We start from the raw sequence: 15574 nt of genomic DNA on the forward strand, positions 1-15574 counted from the left end.
GATGACGAGCGAAACAATGCAGGCCATTTCAGTCTTTCGCAATTCTACGATGTAGATCTGTCGTGAGCGATTCGATCTTGATGCTCAGTTCTTTTGTCGCTTCAGTCAGTGCCGTGTTCTGTTTCATCAATTCGATCAATTGCACGCTCTGTTGCTGAATCAACTGAAGTTGTGCAGAATTCTCCTGCGCCAGAGACTCTCGGTGCTGAGCATCTGCGGCAGTCGATGCCGAGTCTCTGTCTGCCTGTCGCGTCTGTGCAAGCAGAATCAACGGTGCGGCGTAGGCTGCCTGAAGACTGAATGCCAGGTTCAGAAGAATAAACGGATAGACATCGAATTTCAGCAAACCGATTGCGTTTGCTGCTATCCACACCATGACGATCAGTGTCTGGCCAATGAGAAAGGTCGGTGTACCAAAAAAGCGGGCAAAGGATTCCGCTTTCAGGGCAAACCAGTCATCGCCAAACACCGAACGAAGGTGCTGGTAGGAGCTCTGGAAACGCAAGTGCTTGAGCGAGTTCGGTATGGAAGCTGTACCTTGCTGATGTCTGGATTCGTCCATTGTGTGGTTTCCGATGGCCTGTTGGTGTTCTGTGGATATTGAACCACGAAAAGCCCCAACCGGACAAAAGAACCGATCACCTTACGCCCTGTGTATTACCACGTGCCAGTTCCAGCTATCGTGCGAATGACGGCATCAACTGCAACAGCACCGTGAGTGCGCAGTATCAACGGGTTGATCTCGATATCGATCAGATCTTCATGTTCCAGTGCAAGCTGCTGCAATTGCATCACGGTCGTGACAGCGGAGGTGACGTCAGCACAGGGGCGTCCACGGAATCCATCAAGTAATGGCCAGAGTTGCAATTTTCGTAGTGAAGTCTGAACTTCAGCTGCAGTGACAGGGGCGATCAGCGTGACGGTGTCAGACAGCAGTTCGGCTGCTGTACCACCGGAGCCTAGTACGATGACCAGGCCATAAGGTTTTACTCGGCGAAGCCCGACAAGCAATTCTGCAACACCGTCAGTCACCATCTCTTCAGCCAGGTAGCCGTTGGCTCCCGCCATTTCTGTCTGTTCGTTCAGGCTGGCAAGGTTGAGTCGGACTGCACCGGCTTCGCTCTTATGCAGGAATCCCAGACCCTTCATGGCAAGCGGAGGGGTCAGAGCGTGAGCGTTTCCTGCCAGGGTCTCGACAGTGGAGCCAACAACAAATTCGGGAACGCTTACCCCGGCATTGCGCAGAAGAGCCTTCGACAGATGGCCGGCTTGAAGAGGCACAGCGTGCTGATGCTCTGATTGTCATCAGCGGTTATGGCTTCCGCAAGCATGCCAATTCGGAGAACAACCGCCACATACGCAAAGCCGCTCGGCTCAGCGATACAGTTATCGGAGTCGACGCTGGTGCCTGGCTGCTCGCATCGGCCGGTCTTTTACGCAATCGAGAGGCAACCATTCACTGGCAGACAGAGGCAATATTTGCAGAGACTTTTCCATCGGTGCAATTGAAGCCGGATCGTTCTGTTCGCGACGGTCGCATCTGGACAGCCGGTGGGGCCTCGACTGTACTGGATCTGATGACGCTGATGATCGAAGAAAGATTCGGTGCTGCCATTGCATTTGACGTGTCGACCTTGTTTGTCCAGGATGGTGCTCGCCAAATCAGTAATGGACGTGGACCGGCGCACCTCAATAGCCCTGAGACTCCGGAATTACACAAGATCATCAATCGCATGGTGGAAACCATCGAGAAACCCGAGACACTGGAGAGTATCGCTAAAATCGCTGGACTGTCGTTGCGCTCGATGCACCGCCAGTTCATGACCAGGCTTGGCATGCCGCCTGGGCGATATTATCAATCACTACGGCTGGCCCGGGCGAAGGACCTTGCAGAAACAACGGACCTATCCGTGCATCAGCTTGCTATCCAGACAGGCTTTTCCATGCCGGCGACCCTGAGCCGGGCCTACAAGGCACATTTCGGTACCTCGATCAGACGCATGCGGTCTGCCCGGCGAGTTTAGATGTGAATGTGGGAAGAGGGGACGGGCAGGAGGAATGGCTTGAGCCAAAAACTCACTGATTCAGCGGTTCATCTGAGGGGATGGTGCCAACCGTTCGCTTGATGATCACCCAGACCATGGCGGCGACTGGAAGTGCCAATAATATGCCTGTGAACCCGAACAGTTGCCCACCCGCAAGTACCACGAATATCACAACGACCGGGTGCAGATCGATCTTGTCTCCGACCAGCTTGGGGGTGAGGATGTTTCCCTCGATGAACTGGCCAACGCCAAACACGAGTCCCACCATCCATAGCGGCTGCCACTCTCCGGTTTGTACAACCATGGCGATGGCCGCCAGAACCAGGCCGGTGAGGGTGCCCAGGTAGGGAACAACACTCAGCAGACCGGCAATGACACCAATGAGTAATCCGAATTCCAGTCCGATCAGCCACAAGCCGGTGGAGTACATGAAAGCCAGGCTTGCCATGACCAGTAACTGTCCGCGCAAGAATCCTTGCAGCACCTCATCGACATCTTTGGCAATGACTCCCGTCTTGCTGCGGTAGTGCTCAGGCACCAGGCGTAGCGTCTGACGACTCAGTTTATCCCAGTCACGCAGGAGATAAAAAGCGAGTACGGGGATCAGGAAAATATTCATGAGTGTTTTTGCAACAGCCATTCCTGATCGAGCAACCGCATCGAATGCAGAGCTGACGGCTCCGCCAGCCTGTGGTGCCGCATCTTTTGCAAGGCTGACAACAGAGCCTGCAGTGCTGCCATCGCCTTTGTCACCGCTACCTTGCACCGAGCCGTTGTAGGAATGCCAGAGATCCACCACGGGTTGCATATAGCCCATGATCGCAGACTTGTAGCTTGGGGCTTTCTTTATCAGCTCTTCGAGTTGTTCCTGCGCCAGTGGGAGTACCAGCAGGACTAGTGAGCCCATGACGATGAGTATCAGCAGGTAGCCGACCAGGATGGCGGCCCAACGTGGCAACTTCCAGTTCTCAAGGGTACGCACTATCGGTTCACCCAGGTAGGCTAGAACAAAAGCCATCAGAAAGGGGGCAAGGATGGGTGAAAGCAAATAGATTATGGCGCCGACAATAACGGCACCGATGAGCCATACCACGGGGTTTTGACGAAAGGGGGTGTCAGGATTCATGTTTTAGAACCAGTCGTTTCGCATGATTTGAGTATCGTAGCGGGCGGTGAGTATTTCCTTGAAGCTCTTCAGAGTCTTCACACTTGCCAGTACGGTCAGCAAGGCGTCCTGTTTGGCACCAATCTTTTCCAGATGTGCGTCGATGCGGCGCGTCACTGTCGCCGGCGTCTTGTGATAGAACTGTGAGAATGCCATTTGGTGCAGAGGTGATTGACTGACGATCTCGTCGATGCGTTCTCTTTGCTGGTTGAGGTATTCGACCAGCACCTCTTCGAGCGCTTGCTCATCATCTGAATTCAGATCCGAGTCTGCATTGACGTACTGCTCATGCAATTTCAGGATGGTGATGAGATCATGCTCTTTGCGTGCCGTGAGCAGCTCAGACATCAGCGCATGCTTCTCCTCTCGACGACTCTGGTCAGTCTCCTTGTCCGGATGCAATGCCGCTGCTGTTTGTTGAAAAAGCCGTCTGAAGACTTTGTCACTGATTGGTTTTTTCTTCGGTGGTGTCGGGGTGTCCATACTTTCCTGAGCACCTTCAAACTCAGCGTGCAATTTGCGCAACAGTTCGGCGAGCTCATCTTCATCGTCCTCGAAGGTGTCGTCCAGATCTTCGTCTTCGCCGAACAGATCGTCCGATCTGTTGCCTTGTTCCTCATCGCCAGGTTCACCGGCCTCTGAGCCGAAATAGTCATCGAGCTGTTCTACGGCTGAGCGTTCACTGTCCGGATCCAGATCGATATCCATTTCTGCCGCTCGAAGTATGGCCAGCTGCTCTTGTAATGGCTCATCCAGCAGCCCCATGGCCAACAGCTCTGACAGATTCTCGTTAATCCAGTCGTTCAATTCATTACGTTGCCATTTGGCCAGGGATTTCTTGTGTGCAAATTCCAGTTGGCGGTAGACAAACAGACGAATAGTTTCGCCAAGCTGACGCTCAGCCGTGAATATATCCTCGTTGATCCGGCTGACCACTGCATCCAGCCCTTTTTCGAGTTCCGCATTGTCTCGGGCCAGCGTTTCAGCTTCCGCCCACAGGCGTTGGAATCGTGATGTGGGCTTCTGCTTGTCGCGCTTGTCGGTCGTGATCTGTTTGGTGGGCATAGCGATCGTATATCTCCGGTTACTGCAGGAAATTCACGGAGTGTGAGCAAGTTGTGCAGTGGAATTTGATGAGCAGCACGTCCAGGGTGGCTCAGGATTGACTCTGCCGGTTCTTGCATGGCTAGAGACTTTGTCAGGTTAGCGCGATGATAACGGATTAACGTTGCCATTTCCTGATTGCGCTTTGTCGATGACTGGCCGGTTGGTGGTAGAGTGAGAGGCACTTGTGCGGCTATTACCCGAATTACGATGCTGAACCCGTCAGGCGGCCCATTTGGGCAAGATGGCAGTTGTTGTCTGATCAAGACCAGATGGAAGTTATATCAAGCAACATCTCGATTGGGACAGTTTGTAGTTTTTTCACGATGTTGCCTGACTGCCTGCGCAACACGGGGTGGGGGTAGGGTGTGCCAGAGGATACCTATTCACGTATTGCGCATATTGCTGCCCGGCATGGGGCGAGACTGATACTGGACTCATCAGATCAGCAAGCCGACTTGTAGTCGAAGATACATCAGCGCATGAAAAATCCTGATCAGCATCCCGTCTGAGGCGGTATGTCGCCTCGCCCAGGTGGGGTGGGCAAGGCTTGACTAAATTACCGTTGAGACGGGAGCCTGTCAGGCCTGTTGCAACATCGTCAGCAACTCATCTTTCATTTTTACCCGCTTCATTTTCATTCCGTCCAGCTCCAGATCTGCAACATGCTCCACGCCTTGCTCAGCTCTGACTATTTCCTTGTCCAGTACTTCGTATTCTTCCATGGTCTTCGAAAAATGAGTGTCATTCATTTTCAGGTTATGAATGGTGTCTTTATGCTCAGGCAAGTCTCGAGCGAGTGGATGGTTGTCAACAAGCTGTGACATGAAGGTAATCCTCGATGTAAGTAGTTGTTTGATGATGGCTGGAAAGTCATCGACATGTCTTGATATAAGTCATTGCAGCGACTGTTTATGCAGTAATGCCAACTTATTTTGTCGAAGTATGGCCTCATGTGCGTCAGTGCAAGCCCGACAGGTGCGATCGCTTGGTTCAGCGCTGTGCCTATAACAAGCAGGTACCGCACTTGGTTTCCACGCAACGCAATATCGTATGATGGCAACAGCCCTTCATCACGATAAATCTCTTCACCAGTTTGACGGTACGCCCGGGAGATTGATCACAAGAAAATCATTGGCATCTGAATGCTGACGATGGATATTTTATGCTCAGTGTTCTGGTCCTGGTAATCGTTGTTATAACGGCCGGCTTGTTGTTTCGGCCCCGGCTTGCCAATGCGCCGCTGTGGCGAGCTACGATTACGCCCCTGGCATCCATCATTGGCAGTGGATTTCTGGTTCTTGGGCCGATACTGCAAGTCTCCTACGGTGGTTATGCACCGTTAATCATGGCGTTACTGTGTGCGGTTGCCTATGGCTTCGGATCTGCCATTCGCTACAACATAGCCACTCTGGACTTGCGCCCTGACGTTGGCATGGAGCAACGTCTGGAAACGATGGCGTCATGGACGCTGGCCGTTGCCTATACCATTTCGGTTGCCTACTACCTGAACCTGTTTGGTGCATTTGGTGTCAGCCTGACGCCCATGGACGATGGCTACCATGCAAAGCTGCTGACAAGTGCTGTTTTCCTGGTGATTCTGTTTGTCGGATGGACACGCGGGTTTAGCGCACTTGAACGAATGGAGCAGGTTGCCGTGGGTATCAAATTGGCGATCATTGCCGGACTTCTGGTGGGTCTGGCTGTGTATTTTTATACCCGTGCCGCTGCTGGTGATCTGGTCTTCGAGCAGGAAACACTCACGGGCTGGCCTGCGCTGACGCTGGCTTTTGGTCTGATTGTCACAGTGCAAGGCTTTGAAACATCGAGATACCTGGGTGTTAGCTACGATAGTGCCACGCGCATCCGCTCCATGCGCCTGGCTCAGTTGCTCGCTGCTGTCATCTATATGATCTATATCTGTCTGCTGGCCTACGTGTTTGTTCCTGACGAACAGCACCTGAATGAAACAGCCATCATAGACATGATGCTGATAGTTGCACCGATTCTGCCTGTGCTGCTCGTGGCAGCCGCACTTAGTGCGCAGTTCAGTGCGGCTGTGGCAGACACCAGTGGTTCTGGCGGTCTGATCGTCGAACTGACTCAGCGACGAATAACACAGAGACAGGCATACGCGGTACTGGTGCTGTCGGGCCTGGTGCTGACATGGACAGCGAACGTATTCGAAATCATCAGTTACGCATCTCGAGCCTTTGCTGTCTATTACGCGATGCAGGCCCTGATCGCCGCTCTGGCATCATGGCGAAGCAAGCGGCAATCGCCGCAATTAGTCGGCTTTTTGGCTCTTGCCGTGCTGGGTATCAGCATTGCTGTTTTGGGTGTGCCTGTTGAATAGAAAATGCGGACAAAGTAATGAGGTAATTTGATTGGACAAGGTAGCCATTCAGCCCTGATAGTGTCGAACGCATATCTGTTCAACTATTGACGCAAGTGCTCGGAGGTCCTGTATCCAGGTCTTCTTTCGTTGTGCCGGGTGTGAGATCAAGATTGCCGCTATTGCTGAATTTGAGTGGTGTGGGTATCGGTACCACGACGCCACATTCACGGCTTGCTGCCGCGGCTGCGAGTTGTAGCAATTGAGAATCGCCCACGAACTGTTCGAAGCTGGAGCGATGCGAGACGACGAGTCGCGGTTTTGAAAATGGTAAGGGCTGCCCGCTGTGTGTGGAGGGCTGAACCTCGTTTTCAATATTGGGTACGACCGTATGAGAAAGGTAGGTGCGATACAAATCCATCAGGTTCACCAGATCCATCAAGGTCAGATCAGGTTCGTGTTCGCAGGCCGTGCCGACAATATCAATCAGGACGCTGGCAACGGTCCGTTCGCAGCGATCGGAGATAGATACTGTATTGGTTCTCTCGAAAACGTTGTCAGGCATTATTACTCAGTGTCCTTCTGGTATGAGTGGGAGTTGCAGAAATTCTGCCCATCTCCTCACATCAGGCGGATCTCTGGGCAACAAGCTAATAGCAACTACAATGCCATTGCGTTGTAACGTTTTGAAACCTTTGCTCCGTAGTTTGCTGGCCAGAGCGCGGTGAGTTGTCAGGCGCCCAGTTCCCGGGATATCTGTTCAGCCGCACGCTGTACCTTCGGTCCAATTTCTGCCACATGGTTCTCTGGGAAGCGCGTGCTTGGCCCAGACACCGATATACCTGCCAGTGACTCGCCTTGCGCATCGGTGATGGCCGCAGCAACACAGCGCATGCCTTCGAAGTGTTCCTCGTTGTCGAATGACCAGCCACGCTGGCGTGTCAGTTCCAGGTTCTCAAACAAGGCCGAAGGTGAGCTCAGGGTGTGGGGCGTGAAAGCCGGTAGGCCGCGTTTTTGAAGAATCTTCTCGACCTCGCTTTTTGAACGGCATGCCAGTAAAGCCTTGCCAATGCCGGATACGTGCAGATGGCTGCGGGAACCGGGTCGGTGATAAGCACGAATGGGGTGGTTGGATTCCACCTGGGAAAGGAAGACAACATAGCCGCCTTCGGTAACTGCCAGATTAGCCGTTTCACCCGTCTCCTCCATGAGGGTGCGCATGACAGGTTTAGCCAGTTCCACCAGGCTGGTACGGGCCAGGTAGCTGGAGCCGACACTGTAGGCCTGTACACCTACTGTCCACATCTGGGTGGATTCGTTGTAAGCCGCAAACTGTTGCCGCATCAAGGTTGTCAGCAGGCGATGAGCTGTGGGTGCCGGCATGCCGGCCTGAAGCGATAGATCAGTGAGGTTGACAGCGCCTTCGCGTGCCAGTATCTGCAGCAGGGTCAAACCACGGTCCAGCGCCTGGACAACGGACACTTCCGTATCGCTGTGCTGAAGCCTGGGACGACCTCGGCCTCGTTTGGGTGGTTCGGCTGCAATGACAGGACGTTTCATGGCGATTGCTTCTACAGATTGTTGGGTGAGTATATTTTATTTAAATAAAATTGTGAAAAAATACCAAAAATAATAAATTAAAACTATTAAAATCAATGAGATAAATATTTATATAATAAAATAAAAAATAATTACAAAAACAGCTTGAAAATACTTTTTGACGTGATGATACTGCAGTGAAGAGCCACCACTGGAGTTCGCAAATGAACGGACAGAACCCTATCTTTATCCCCGGACCGACCAATATTCCGGACCGCCTCCGAGCTGCCATGAATGTGCAGAGCAGCGATCATCGTGCACCGGACTTCAAGGAAATATTCTTGCCGGTACTCGCTGATGTCAAAAAGATATTCAAGATGAGTGGCGGAGAGGTCATCATTTTTCCCGCTAGCGGCACCGGTGGTTGGGAGGCTTCAGTCACCAATACGCTGTCGCCCGGTGACAAGGTGCTGGTGGCACGCTATGGCATGTTTTCTCATCGCTGGATCGACCTGTGTCAACGGCAGGGTCTGGACGTCGAGATCATTGAATGTGCCTGGGGCAGCGCAGCACCCGCCGATCTGTTTGCACAAAGGCTTGCGGCAGACCCTGAGGGGCGCATCAAGGCGGTTCTGGTCACGCACAACGAAACCGCTACCGGGGTGAGAAGTGACATTGCCGGGGTACGCAAGGCCATGAATGCATCGGATCATGCGGCGCTGTTGTTTGTCGATTGCGTCAGTTCACTAGGCTGCATGGATTTTCGCATGGATGAGTGGGGTGTTGATCTGGCTGTTGCAGGCTCTCAGAAAGGCTTCATGCTCAATACCGGTATGGCCATTGTCGGGGTAAGCGACAAGGCGCTGGCCGCGATGGATTCGGCCAGGTGTCCGCGATGCTTCTTCGATTTCCGCGACATGCTGGCTGCGAACCAGAAAGGCGGTTACCCCTATACACCGCCTTTGCAATTGATTCATGGCTTGCGGGCAAGTGTCGACATGTTGCTCGAAGAAGGACTGGACGCGGTCTTTGCCCGGCATTTTCGTCTGGCTGAAGGGGTGCGTCAGGCGGTTGCGGCTTGGGGGCTCACTCTTTGTGCGCAGTCGGCAGACCTGTATTCAGATACTGTCAGTGCTATCTACGTGCCCGAGGGGCTGAATAGCGATGCACTGACTGATCATGCCTATCACACCTACGATGTCTCGTTTGGTGTCGGTCTGGGGGAGATGGCAGGCAAGGCGTTTCGCATTGGGCATCTGGGTTCTTTAAGCGATCTGATGGTGCTCTCGGGTCTTGCCGGTATCGAGATGGCCATGAAGGATCTGGACTATCCGATTGAACTGGGCAGTGGCGTTGCGGCCGCTCAGGCCTATTATCGAAAGACAGCTGCTGGCAATACGCAATGAGCCCGCGTGAGCCAGGTCATCATGAATGTGTAATCCGTTTGCACTGTCATACAAGCCGAGGGAGGCATCATGTCTGAGTCAAATACACTGGAAAAGCTGATTATTCCGACATTCGCCGATGTCGAAGTGGCCCATGAACGCATACGTACACATATTCATCTGACTCCTGTCCTGACATCGGATTACTTGAACAAACTAACGGGAGCACAGTTGTATTTCAAGTGCGAGAACTTCCAGAAGGCGGGCGCCTTCAAGGTTCGCGGTGCCAGCAATGCGGTGTTCGGCCTGGATGAATCAATGGCCAGCAAGGGGGTGGCCACCCATTCGTCTGGCAATCATGCTCTGTCTCTGTCCTACGCTGCTGGTCGGCGTGGCATTCCGGTTACGGTCGTCATGCCACGAACGGCACCCGAGGCCAAGAAGGCCGCAGTGCGAGGCTATGGTGGCACCATTGTCGAGTGTGAGCCATCAACCCGATCACGCGAGAAAACCTTTGCCAGGGTGGTTGCGCAAAGTGGGGCCGATTTTGTACACCCCTATAACGATCCGCGAGTGATTGCGGGTCAGGCTACCTGTTCCCGGGAGTTGCTGGAGCAGGTATCAGGTCTTGACGCCCTGATTGCGCCCATTGGCGGGGGAGGTATGGTGTCGGGTACTTGTCTGACGGTGTCCAGTCAAGCCCCGGATATCAGGGTTTATGCGGCAGAGCCTGTGAATGCTGATGATGCGGCGCGCTCCTTCAAGGCCGGACACATCATTGCTGATGATGCACCTTCAACGGTTGCCGATGGTTTGAAGGTGCCGTTGAAAGATCTGACCTGGCACTTTGTCTCGAACTACGTCACCGATATCCTGACCGCTACTGAGGAGGAAATCATCGACGCCATGCAGCTGATCTGGCAGCGCATGAAAATCGTTATAGAACCCAGTTCAGCCGTGCCGCTGGCCACCATTATCAAGAATCGTGAGCTCTTCGCTGGCAAGAGGGTGGGAGTCATTCTGACCGGAGGCAACGTCGATATGGATCGACTGCCCTGGAATAATTGAACAACAAATAGAGAAAATTATCATGTCAAATACAACTCTGACACAACCATCGTCTCATGATTATGAAGTGGGCTTTGATATCCCCGCCGCTATCGGCATGGATGAGAAGGATATCCAGACACCTGCTCTGGTACTGGACCTGGATGCTCTGGAGCGGAATATCAAGAAAATGGGCGATATCGCCAGAACGGCGAATATGCGCCATCGTGTGCACGGAAAAATGCACAAATCGGTGGATGTCGCCTTGCTGCAAGAAGAGCTGGGCGGTAGCTGTGGTGTTTGCTGTCAGAAAGTCAGTGAGGCCGAAGTATTTGTTCGAGGCGGTATCAAGGATGTGTTGGTGTCGAACCAGGTGCGTGATCCTGCCAAGATAGATCGTCTTGCCCGTTTGCCGTTGCTGGGTGCGCGTACACTGTGTTGTGTCGATGATATCGACAATGTGGCAGAACTGTCCGAGGCGGCCAGTCGTCACGATACGCAGATTGAATGCCTGGTGGAAATCGATTGTGGTGCGGGTCGCTGCGGTGTGACCAGCACCGCAGCGGTGCTTGATATTGCAAAGGCCATTGATGCTGCCAAGGGTCTGAAGTTCGCCGGTATCCAGGCTTATCAGGGAGCCATGCAGCATCTGGATCTGTATGAAGAGCGTAAGGCGAAGACCGCTATTGCCATCGATATGGTGCGCGATGCGGTGGCGGCACTGAAAGCTATCGGTCTGGAGTGCGATATCGTCGGTGGAGGCGGAACAGGGTCCTACTACTTTGAGGGAGAGTCAGGTATCTATAACGAACTGCAGTGCGGCTCCTACGCCTTCATGGATGCTGACTATGGTCGTGTTCTGGATGCACAAGGCCAGCGTCTTGATCGGGGCGAATGGGAAAACGCCTTGTTCATTCTGACCTCCGTCATGAGTCATGCCAAAGCGGACAAGGCCATCTGTGATGCGGGACTGAAGGCTCAGTCTGTTGATAGCGGCTTGCCATTGATTTTTGGCCGCGATGACGTGGAGTATGTGAAATGCACGGATGAGCATGGTGTCATCGCCGATCCGCAGGGTGTTCTGAAGGTCAATGAGAAGCTGCGTCTGGTGCCTGGTCATTGTGACCCGACCTGTAATGTTCATGATTGGTACGTGGGTGTACGCAATGGCAAGGTAGAAACACTTTGGCCAGTGAGTGCCCGTGGCCGATCGTACTGAAACCAAGAGTAATAGATCCATGTTTGTAGTCTCAGAAGAAGTCTGTCGTAAGGTCGTTTCACGTGCCGATGCGTTTGATGCTGTGCAAGCGGTATTTGCGGCCATGGCGCGCGGTGATGCTCGCAACTTCCCGGTGGTCCGGGAGGCCCTTGGTCATGCCGATGCGCTGTATGGATTCAAGTCAGGTTTTGACAGGGCAGGCTTGGCACTGGGTGTAAAGTCGGGTGGCTATTGGCCCGGCAATGCCCAGAAGGGCTTGACCAATCACCAGTCAACGGTATTTCTGTTCGATCCCGATACGGGTCAGCTGCAGGCGCTGGTTGGTGGTAATTATCTGACAGCCATACGCACGGCAGCAGCCAGTGCTGTATCCATCGCGCATCTTGCACGCAAGGATGCCAGGGTTCTGGGTATGATCGGTGCGGGGCATCAGGCGCAATTCCAGTTGCGAGCCGCAGCTGAGCAGCGACAGTTCGAGAAGGTGATCGCCTGGAATCTGCACCCTGAGAAGTTGTCAATACTTGAGGCGGTGGCCACCGAACTCGGATTACCTTTTGAGGCAGTGGGGCGGCAGCAACTGGCGGAACAGGCGGACACCATCATTACCATTACATCCGCACACGAAGCATTGCTGGATAGCGGTTGGATCAGGCCGGGTACCCATATCGCTTGCATGGGAACCGATACCGCCGGTAAGCAGGAGCTGGATCCACAGTTGTTTTCTGACGCATCGGTATTTACCGACGAGCTGGCACAGTCGATCACGATTGGTGAGGCGCAGCATGCCTTCAAGGCGGGGCAGTTGCAGGAGGCGGATATCACGGCGCTGGGGGCAGTGATCAACGGTGATCATCCTGGACGAGTGACTGATGATGAAATTACCGTTTTTGATGGAACGGGTGTCGGACTACAGGATCTGGCGGTGGCGGCTGTCGCTTTGAGGGTGGCTTGTGAAGAAGGTGATGCCAAAGAAATCGCTCTATAAGGGGGATGCATTCTTGAAGCTGTGATCCTGTCGATGTCATGGTGTCAATGAGCTGTATCATTGGCAGCCTCTGCCTTGATGTGATTTGCTCGGAACTCTTTGTGTCAGAACTGAATTCAAGCATCCCCGGATTGCCGGTCATCTTCGAAGACGATTCGGTGATTGTCGTCGACAAGCCCTCAGGCATGTTGTCGCAGCCGGGCAAGACGGTCTCGGATTCTGTAGTGACCAGGGTCATGCAGTTCCGGCCAGAGGCGGACGGGCCCGTATTGGTTCACCGGCTGGACATGGATACGTCCGGTCTTCTGGTTATGGCGAAAAATCGGGTTGCCCATCGCCTGTTACAGCAGCAGTTTGAACATCGACGCATCGGCAAGCGTTACATCGCTCGGCTGTGTATGGCACCGCAGGCATTGGGTGGGCGTGTGCACTTGCCCTTGCGTGGTGATATGGATGATCGCCCTCGTCAGATTGTTTGCCAGGCTCACGGCAAGCAATCCACTACGATATGGCACCGCTTTTCTGCCAGTGACCCTTTGTGTGTCTGGCTCTATCCTCTGACCGGCAGGACGCACCAACTGCGCGTACATATGGCTCACCCCGACGGGCTTGGGGTCGCCATTCAGGGGGATCGCCTGTACCAGGCCCATTACCCGTCGTCAAATAACCACAATGCGAGCGCCCCGAGTGAGTCTGCAGAGCCGCCGCAGGAGCCTGCTTGTGGAAGGCTCATGCTGCATGCTCAATACCTGGCCTTCGATCATCCTGAAACCGGAGTCAGGTTGAATTTTCAAACTCCGGCAAGATTCTTCGAAAATGAGCAAAAATAGGCCATGAAAATTTACCTCATCGCCTATCTGGCGGCTGTATTGGCTTTTGTTGTCATCGATGGAATCTGGCTGGGACTGGTTGCCAAAAATCTGTATGCCACGCAGATGGGCGAGCTGCTTCGCAAGGATATTCTGGTCGCTCCGGCGGTGGGCTTCTACCTTGCCTATACGGCGGGAATCGTGTTTCTGGCGGTGCGTCCCATGCAGCCCGAGCTATCACTGTTCAACGTTGCAGCCTACGGCGCCATTGTCGGCTTTCTGGCTTACGGTACCTACGACATGACCAATCTATCGACGGTGAAGGATTGGCCAATGCTGATCAGTTTCGTGGATCTGGTCTGGGGTACAGCATTGTCAGCCAGTGTCGCTACGATCTCGGCGATCAGTGTCCGGCACTTTGCGTAAGGATTGTGGTGGGGGAAAATGAGTGCGTCATCGTAGCGAGTTGAAATGCGAACACCATGCGCCAGCGAATGCTGGGGATGGCAAGGCATAAATGATCACCCTCCTGCCTCTGTATATCTAAAATATACCACCATTGCATTTCCAGGCCACTAGTCTGCGAACCCGACACCCCACATTATCCCGCGATCAATCAAATCCCGGAAGGGTAGCCATGCGGAAGGAAGTTTGTGCCCGCGCCCACCCAGGCCGAGTACGATAGGGCCGCGCTTGGTCGGTCGGGCCGCGGTCGGTTACGTTAATTTTCTGGTAACGTGAAACATACAGCTGGAGCCGCGCACTGCAACCTTCCTGAAATCGACATCAGCCCCCATTTCTGGCAGCCATTGAGCGCCATCGATTCATGTGCAGCTTGATCTTATGGATACGTTGGGTTGTGGTTACGTGAATACGACAAAAACCAAGAACAAATAATGATAATTGAATATTGCCGTACAAAGAACTACAACTTTGGGGATGACCTGAACCCATGGATATGGCCCAGGTTGTTGGGCGATGAATTACTGTCGAGAGATGACGGTATCTATCTGGTGGGTATCGGTACATTGCTGACCTCTAAAAGGTTAGAAGTGCAATTGAAGGATGCGAAAGAGGTTGTTATCTTCTCGTCGGGAACCTGGGGTGACAATGCGCCTGCTTTGCCTGAAAACTGCAAGGTGTACGGTGTTCGAGGGCCACGAACGGCAAAACGATTAGGTTTGTCTGAAGACAAGGCTATTGGTGATGGGGCCTATTTGTTGAGAAAGGTTGATCTGCCTGCTGTGAAGCAGACGAACGACATCGGCTTCATGCCTCACCATCGAAGTGAGCAATACATTGATTGGCAAACAATATGCGATCAGCTGGGTATAAAGTTCATTACAGCGCAACAGCCTGTTGATGATTGCCTAGCCCAGTTAAGAAGCTGTAAACGAGTCATTACAGAAGCCATGCACGGTGCCATTGTCGCTGATGCCATGCGAATTCCATGGACCCCTGTCAAGTTTTCACCTCTTTTTCGTGAAGATAAATGGTATGACTTTGCTGAAAGTATGCAGTTGAAGTTGTCTTTCTATCCATTGCCTTTTATCAACCATCAATCGATGCCCTTTTTGAAAATGGTCGAAGTAGGGAGCAAGAAATTCATTAGCCAGACTTTCAACATCAAGCCTAAGTGGCAAGAGTTGATTTTTAACGGGTTTGGAAAAAATTCTGAAAGCACGTTGGAATTGATTGAATCATTGAAAGAGGTGATTTCATTGAACAAGACGTGCATGAGTAGTGATGAGGTTGTTGAGTCTGTTACTGACAAGCAGTATGAGCTTGTGTCAAAACTCAAGGAAGACTACAAGGCGAGTTAGGCATACATAGTCTTGAATGCGTAAAGGCGGTTGTTCAATGCAATAAGTTTTAAACTTAAACTATTTATACTTGAAATGTATGTCGTTTGAGGTATAAGCTGAGTACCTACGGGGAAAT

At 52.8% G+C, this 15574-nt stretch carries 16 protein-coding genes; 9 read left to right on the plus strand and 7 right to left on the minus strand.

Annotated features, from left to right (window positions below; translation table 11 throughout):
* Positions 1-28: 28 nt before the first annotated feature.
* Together IMCC3135_RS14320 and IMCC3135_RS14325 are read right to left on the minus strand one after the other, a co-directional pair.
* On the minus strand, positions 29-562 hold the full coding sequence (locus tag IMCC3135_RS14320; protein WP_088918247.1) for a DUF1003 domain-containing protein: 534 nt from the start codon (positions 560-562) through the stop codon (positions 29-31).
* A gap of 95 nt (positions 563-657) precedes the next feature.
* On the minus strand, positions 658-1281 hold the full coding sequence (locus tag IMCC3135_RS14325; protein WP_088918248.1) for an acetate--CoA ligase family protein: 624 nt from the start codon (positions 1279-1281) through the stop codon (positions 658-660).
* A gap of 23 nt (positions 1282-1304) precedes the next feature.
* On the opposite strand from IMCC3135_RS14325, the gene IMCC3135_RS14330 reads away from it, so the two are divergent.
* Positions 1305-2024 (plus strand): GlxA family transcriptional regulator, encoded by a 720-nt coding sequence (locus tag IMCC3135_RS14330; protein ID WP_236994823.1) that lies wholly within the window; start codon positions 1305-1307, stop codon positions 2022-2024.
* Between the two features lie 52 nt (positions 2025-2076).
* Here the strand turns inward: IMCC3135_RS14330 and IMCC3135_RS14335 are convergent, their stop codons facing one another.
* From IMCC3135_RS14335 to IMCC3135_RS14345, 3 genes are all read right to left on the minus strand, one after another.
* Complete coding sequence (locus IMCC3135_RS14335; protein ID WP_088918250.1) at positions 2077-3171, minus strand: AI-2E family transporter; 1095 nt, start codon at positions 3169-3171, stop codon at positions 2077-2079.
* 3 nt (positions 3172-3174) lie between these two features.
* On the minus strand, positions 3175-4275 hold the full coding sequence (locus IMCC3135_RS14340) for a hypothetical protein (RefSeq protein ID WP_088918251.1): 1101 nt from the start codon (positions 4273-4275) through the stop codon (positions 3175-3177).
* A 620-nt stretch (positions 4276-4895) separates the two neighbouring features.
* Positions 4896-5141: a YdcH family protein gene (locus IMCC3135_RS14345; RefSeq protein ID WP_088918252.1), complete on the minus strand. Its 246-nt coding sequence runs from the start codon at positions 5139-5141 to the stop codon at positions 4896-4898.
* 338 nt (positions 5142-5479) lie between these two features.
* Between IMCC3135_RS14345 and IMCC3135_RS14350 the strand changes: the two genes are divergently transcribed.
* Positions 5480-6670: an APC family permease gene (locus tag IMCC3135_RS14350; protein ID WP_088918253.1), complete on the plus strand. Its 1191-nt coding sequence runs from the start codon at positions 5480-5482 to the stop codon at positions 6668-6670.
* Positions 6671-6749: 79 nt separating this feature from the next.
* Here IMCC3135_RS14350 and IMCC3135_RS14355 read toward each other — a convergent pair whose 3' ends face one another.
* Both IMCC3135_RS14355 and bhcR read right to left on the minus strand, forming a co-directional pair.
* Entirely contained in the window at positions 6750-7214 is a 465-nt protein-coding gene (locus IMCC3135_RS14355) for a hypothetical protein (RefSeq protein WP_088918254.1), read from the minus strand.
* Positions 7215-7381: 167 nt separating this feature from the next.
* Positions 7382-8209, minus strand: coding sequence for an HTH-type transcriptional regulator BhcR (bhcR, locus tag IMCC3135_RS14360; protein WP_088918255.1), 828 nt, complete (start codon positions 8207-8209; stop codon positions 7382-7384).
* A 203-nt stretch (positions 8210-8412) separates the two neighbouring features.
* On the opposite strand from bhcR, the gene bhcA reads away from it, so the two are divergent.
* The 7 genes from bhcA (at position 8413) to IMCC3135_RS14395 (ending at position 15456) form a co-directional block, all read left to right on the plus strand.
* Entirely contained in the window at positions 8413-9594 is a 1182-nt protein-coding gene (gene bhcA / locus IMCC3135_RS14365; RefSeq protein WP_088918256.1) for an L-aspartate--glyoxylate aminotransferase BhcA, read from the plus strand.
* Positions 9595-9663: 69 nt separating this feature from the next.
* Positions 9664-10641 (plus strand): beta-hydroxyaspartate dehydratase BhcB, encoded by a 978-nt coding sequence (gene bhcB / locus IMCC3135_RS14370; RefSeq protein WP_088918257.1) that lies wholly within the window; start codon positions 9664-9666, stop codon positions 10639-10641.
* Between the two features lie 22 nt (positions 10642-10663).
* Entirely contained in the window at positions 10664-11839 is a 1176-nt protein-coding gene (gene bhcC / locus IMCC3135_RS14375) for a 3-hydroxy-D-aspartate aldolase BhcC (protein ID WP_088918258.1), read from the plus strand.
* Between the two features lie 19 nt (positions 11840-11858).
* A complete protein-coding gene (gene bhcD / locus IMCC3135_RS14380) occupies positions 11859-12824 on the plus strand; it encodes an iminosuccinate reductase BhcD (RefSeq protein ID WP_088918259.1) in 966 nt (321 codons plus the stop codon).
* Positions 12825-12925: 101 nt separating this feature from the next.
* The gene (locus tag IMCC3135_RS14385) at positions 12926-13654 is read left to right on the plus strand and encodes an RluA family pseudouridine synthase (protein WP_157735987.1); all 729 of its coding nucleotides are present in this window, start codon (positions 12926-12928) and stop codon (positions 13652-13654) included.
* Between the two features lie 3 nt (positions 13655-13657).
* Positions 13658-14059 carry a DUF2177 family protein gene (locus IMCC3135_RS14390; protein WP_088918261.1) on the plus strand — a complete coding sequence of 134 codons (402 nt, stop codon included), beginning with the start codon at positions 13658-13660 and terminating at the stop codon, positions 14057-14059.
* A gap of 431 nt (positions 14060-14490) precedes the next feature.
* Positions 14491-15456, plus strand: a complete 966-nt coding sequence (locus IMCC3135_RS14395; RefSeq protein WP_205738044.1) for a polysaccharide pyruvyl transferase family protein — start codon at positions 14491-14493, stop codon at positions 15454-15456.
* Positions 15457-15574: the final 118 nt, after the last annotated feature.

The organism is Granulosicoccus antarcticus IMCC3135 (genome assembly GCF_002215215.1).
In the GTDB taxonomy this organism is placed as follows: domain Bacteria; phylum Pseudomonadota; class Gammaproteobacteria; order Granulosicoccales; family Granulosicoccaceae; genus Granulosicoccus; species Granulosicoccus antarcticus.

What these genes read in the sequence shown, in the direction of transcription:
- IMCC3135_RS14320 (WP_088918247.1), bottom strand. Translation starts at nt 562, where the DNA reads ATGGACGAATCCAGACATCAGCAAGGTACAGCTTCCATACCGAACTCG.
- IMCC3135_RS14335 (WP_088918250.1), bottom strand. Translation starts at nt 3,171, where the DNA reads ATGAATCCTGACACCCCCTTTCGTCAAAACCCCGTGGTATGGCTCATC.
- IMCC3135_RS14340 (WP_088918251.1), bottom strand. Translation starts at nt 4,275, where the DNA reads ATGCCCACCAAACAGATCACGACCGACAAGCGCGACAAGCAGAAGCCC.
- IMCC3135_RS14345 (WP_088918252.1), bottom strand. Translation starts at nt 5,141, where the DNA reads ATGTCACAGCTTGTTGACAACCATCCACTCGCTCGAGACTTGCCTGAG.
- IMCC3135_RS14350 (WP_088918253.1), top strand. Translation starts at nt 5,480, where the DNA reads ATGCTCAGTGTTCTGGTCCTGGTAATCGTTGTTATAACGGCCGGCTTG.
- IMCC3135_RS14355 (WP_088918254.1), bottom strand. Translation starts at nt 7,214, where the DNA reads ATGCCTGACAACGTTTTCGAGAGAACCAATACAGTATCTATCTCCGAT.
- bhcR (WP_088918255.1), bottom strand. Translation starts at nt 8,209, where the DNA reads ATGAAACGTCCTGTCATTGCAGCCGAACCACCCAAACGAGGCCGAGGT.
- bhcA (WP_088918256.1), top strand. Translation starts at nt 8,413, where the DNA reads ATGAACGGACAGAACCCTATCTTTATCCCCGGACCGACCAATATTCCG.
- bhcB (WP_088918257.1), top strand. Translation starts at nt 9,664, where the DNA reads ATGTCTGAGTCAAATACACTGGAAAAGCTGATTATTCCGACATTCGCC.
- bhcC (WP_088918258.1), top strand. Translation starts at nt 10,664, where the DNA reads ATGTCAAATACAACTCTGACACAACCATCGTCTCATGATTATGAAGTG.
- bhcD (WP_088918259.1), top strand. Translation starts at nt 11,859, where the DNA reads ATGTTTGTAGTCTCAGAAGAAGTCTGTCGTAAGGTCGTTTCACGTGCC.
- IMCC3135_RS14390 (WP_088918261.1), top strand. Translation starts at nt 13,658, where the DNA reads ATGAAAATTTACCTCATCGCCTATCTGGCGGCTGTATTGGCTTTTGTT.